The sequence below is a fragment of the Conyzicola sp. genome, assembly GCF_046714715.1.
Lineage (GTDB): Bacteria > Actinomycetota > Actinomycetes > Actinomycetales > Microbacteriaceae > Conyzicola.
In genome coordinates, this window is sequence record NZ_JBKKAD010000001.1 from 1 (window position 1) to 3366 (window position 3366).

A 3366-nucleotide genomic window follows, 5' to 3' on the forward strand; every position below is an offset into this window, starting at 1 on the left:
TCACCCCGCCGCGCCGCATCGTGCCGCCCGCCGCCGCGCCACCCCGCACCCCGCCGGCCACGAACCCTGTGGCGAGACTGTCGCCCGCGGTCACTCCGGCTCAGCCCGCCGCCCCCGCCCAGCCCGCCTTCACGAGCCCGGTCGCCGTGCCTGCCGCCCCCGACAGCGACCACGACGACGTCGAAGCCACCCGCATCGTGCGCAACCGGCAGGGCGACCGTTTCGTTCTGCAGTTCAGCACGGGCGAGAATTCCACGGTGTTCGGCACCGGGCTCGTCGGGCGCAACCCGGTCGTGCAGCCGGGAGAGTTCGTCGACCACCTCGTGACGATCCTCGACCCGGGCAAGTCCGTGTCGAAGACCCACCTCGAGTTCGGACAGTCGGCCGGCGCCTTCTGGGTCGTCGACCGGTTCTCCGCCAACGGCACCGTCGTGCGCCAGCCCGACGCGCGACCGCAGCGGCTCGACCCGGGCAAGCGCCAGATCGTCGCCCGCGGCACCCGCGTCGACATCGGCGAGCAGTTCTTCGTTGTGAGCTGACCGGGCTCCCTCCCGCCCCGCCCTGTCCTCCCCACCCCTGAGGCGGGCGCAGGCTCTCCGCCGACCGCTGTGCGCCGGGCCGAGGGACACGCCCGCGTGATGGGCTGGATCCGTGGCATCCGAACATCTCCGCATCGCGGCGCCCGCACCGCCGGCCCCGCCGCAGCCCTACAGTTTCCCGCTCATGGCCACGGTCGCGCCCGTCGTAGTGAGCCTCGCCATCTGGGCGATCACCCAGTCGGTGTTCGCGCTGCTGTTCGCGGCCCTCGGGCCGGCCGTGGCCGTGGCCAGCCTGGCGGATGCGCGCATCCAATCCCGGCGCCGGAGACGGCGCGAGAACGCCCGGTTCTCGGCCGAGCTCGAGGCCGCGCGCGCCGAGGTCGAGCAGGCGCACGAGCGCGAACGCACCGAACTCGCGGAATCGCTGCCGTCGGCCCGGCGACTCGTGCTGTCGACGTGGCCCCCATCGGAGCGATGGCTGGCGAGCCTCGACCAGCCCGTGCCCGTCGGTATCGGCGCGGGGGAGCGGGCGAGCGCCGTGCAGCTCGAGGGGACGACCTCGGCGCGGGGGCGCGACGACGCCCACGTGGCGCTGCGCGCGCTGGTGGATGCGGTCGCTCGGCTGCCCGGCGCCCCGATCGTGCTCGACGCCCGGCTCGGCATCGGCATCGTCGGGCCGCGGGTCGTGGCGACCGCGACCGCGCGCGGGGTGGTGCTGCAGGTGCTCGCGTCGCTGTCGCCCGACTCCCACTCCGTGGCCGTGAGCACCGACGAACGGGCGGAGTGGGCCTGGCTCGGTGCCGCGCCCCATCGGACCGCGATCGTCGGCGACGATCAGCCCCGCACCGTCGTGCGGGTGGTCGGCACCGGCGGAGAGATCGTCGTCGGCGTCGCGGAACGCAGCGATCTGCTGCCGAGCGTCACGCGGGCCGTGGTCACCGCGAGCGGGCTGCGGTCGTGCGTCGAGCAGCACCCCGACCGTTCCCTGCTCGGCCCGGTGCGCCTCGAGCAGGTCTCGCGCGAAGAGGCCGTGCTGGTCGCGCGCGGCATGGCCGCCCACGCTTCCCGGGTCGGGCTCGGCGACGATCCGCTGCCCGACCGCCTCGGCTTCGACGACTGCGGCCCGCGCGAGACGCGGGCGGATGGCCAGCCGTCGCTCGCGGCCGTCGTCGGCGTCACGGCGCACGGGCCGCTGAGCCTTGATCTGGTGGCCCACGGACCGCACGCCATCGTGGGCGGCACCACCGGCAGCGGCAAGAGCGAGCTGCTCACCGCCTGGGTCCTGGCGATCGCGCACGACCACGCGCCGAGCGACGCCAGCGTGCTGCTCGTCGACTTCAAGGGCGGTTCGGCGTTCGCGGCCCTCGAGCGGCTGCCCCACTGTGTCGGTGTGATCACCGATCTCGACGAGGCCGCCGCGCAGCGGGCCCTCGAGAGTCTGGCCGCCGAACTGCGTCGCCGCGAGCGGCTGCTCGCGGCGGCCGGAGCGAAGTCGATCGACACGCTACCCTCGGGAGCGCGCCTGCCCCGGCTGCTGATCGTCGTCGACGAGTTCGCCGCGATGGTGTCCGGCTTTCCCGAGCTGCACGCGGTCTTCGCCGACATCGCCGCGCGCGGGCGCTCGCTCGGTGTGCACCTCGTGCTGTGCACGCAACGGCCGGCGGGGGTCATCCGCGACTCAGTGCTCGCGAACAGCGCCCTGCGCCTCTCGTTGCGGGTCAACAACCGGGCGGACAGCGCCGCCGTCATCGGTTCGGATGCCGCGGCGAGCCTTCCCGTCGAACCGCGAGGCCGCGCGTTCGTCGCGGCCGACGGCGACGAGCCGGTGCTCGCGCAGTTCCCGCTCGTCACGCAGGGCGACATCGACCGGGTCGCCGCGCGATGGGTCGCCTATCCGCACCGGCCGCACCGGCCATGGCTCGACCCGCTGCCGACCGAGGTCGCCCTCGACGCCCTTCCCGCGGTCGATCGCGAGTCCGATCCGGCGGCCGATCCGGCGGTCAGGCGCGGCGGAATCCCGTTCGGGCTGCTCGACGACCCGGCCACCCAGAGCCAGCCCGTCGCGGTCTACCGACCAACCGACCACGGCAGCCTGCTCGTCGTCGGTGCCGCGGGTTCGGGCAAGTCGACCCTGCTGGCGACCCTCGGCGCCACGGCAGAGGTGCAGCGCATCGCCGCCGATATCGAGGGCGCGTGGGACGCGCTGGTCGACCTGCTCGCCGAACTGCGCGCGACGGCCGAGCACCCGCGCGGCCCGCGACTCGTGCTGCTCGACGACCTCGACGCGCTGCTCGGCCGGTTCCCCGAGGAGTACGAGTCCGCCGTGCTCGAGCTGGTCACCCAGTGCCTGCGTGAGGGCCCGGCCCGCGGCATCCACTGGGCGATCACGGCCCAGCGGCTCACTCCCGCCCTGCACCCCGTGGTCGGTCTCTGCGGAAGCCGCCTGCTCCTCCGGCTGCCCGACCGGCAGGAGCACGTGCTCGCCGGCGGCGACGGCAGCGCCTTCGTCGAGCGGCTGCCGCCGGGCGCCGGCCGGTGGAACGGTCTGCGCCTCCAGGTGGCCGTAGACCGCGTGAGCCGCCTGCCCGAGCGCCAGCCCGGCAGACACTCCGGCGCGCAGCCCAACCGAGACGCCCCGCACACCCTCCCCACGATCGATGCCTCAGCACCGTTCGCCGTGGTGTCGAACCGGCCGGCGCCCGGCGGCAGCCGCTCGACGAAGGTGCCGCCGTCGCCGCCAGCGAGCACGTGCTCCTGCCGGTTGGGCAGCCGGAGGAGGAGCCGGCTCCCGCAGAGACCGACCACGGGGTGCAGGGCGGGAGTGAGC

At 74.8% G+C, this 3366-nt stretch carries 2 protein-coding genes; both read left to right on the forward strand.

Annotated elements, in window-relative coordinates; all coding sequences use genetic code 11:
• Positions 1 to 539: FHA domain-containing protein (locus tag ACLQ6X_RS00005; protein ID WP_411698109.1), on the forward strand; the 539-nt coding region annotated here is incomplete at its 5' end.
• 112 nt (positions 540 to 651) lie between these two features.
• Positions 652 to 3366, forward strand: a 2715-nt coding sequence (locus ACLQ6X_RS00010) for an FtsK/SpoIIIE domain-containing protein (protein WP_411698110.1), incomplete at its 3' end; no start/stop codon positions are given.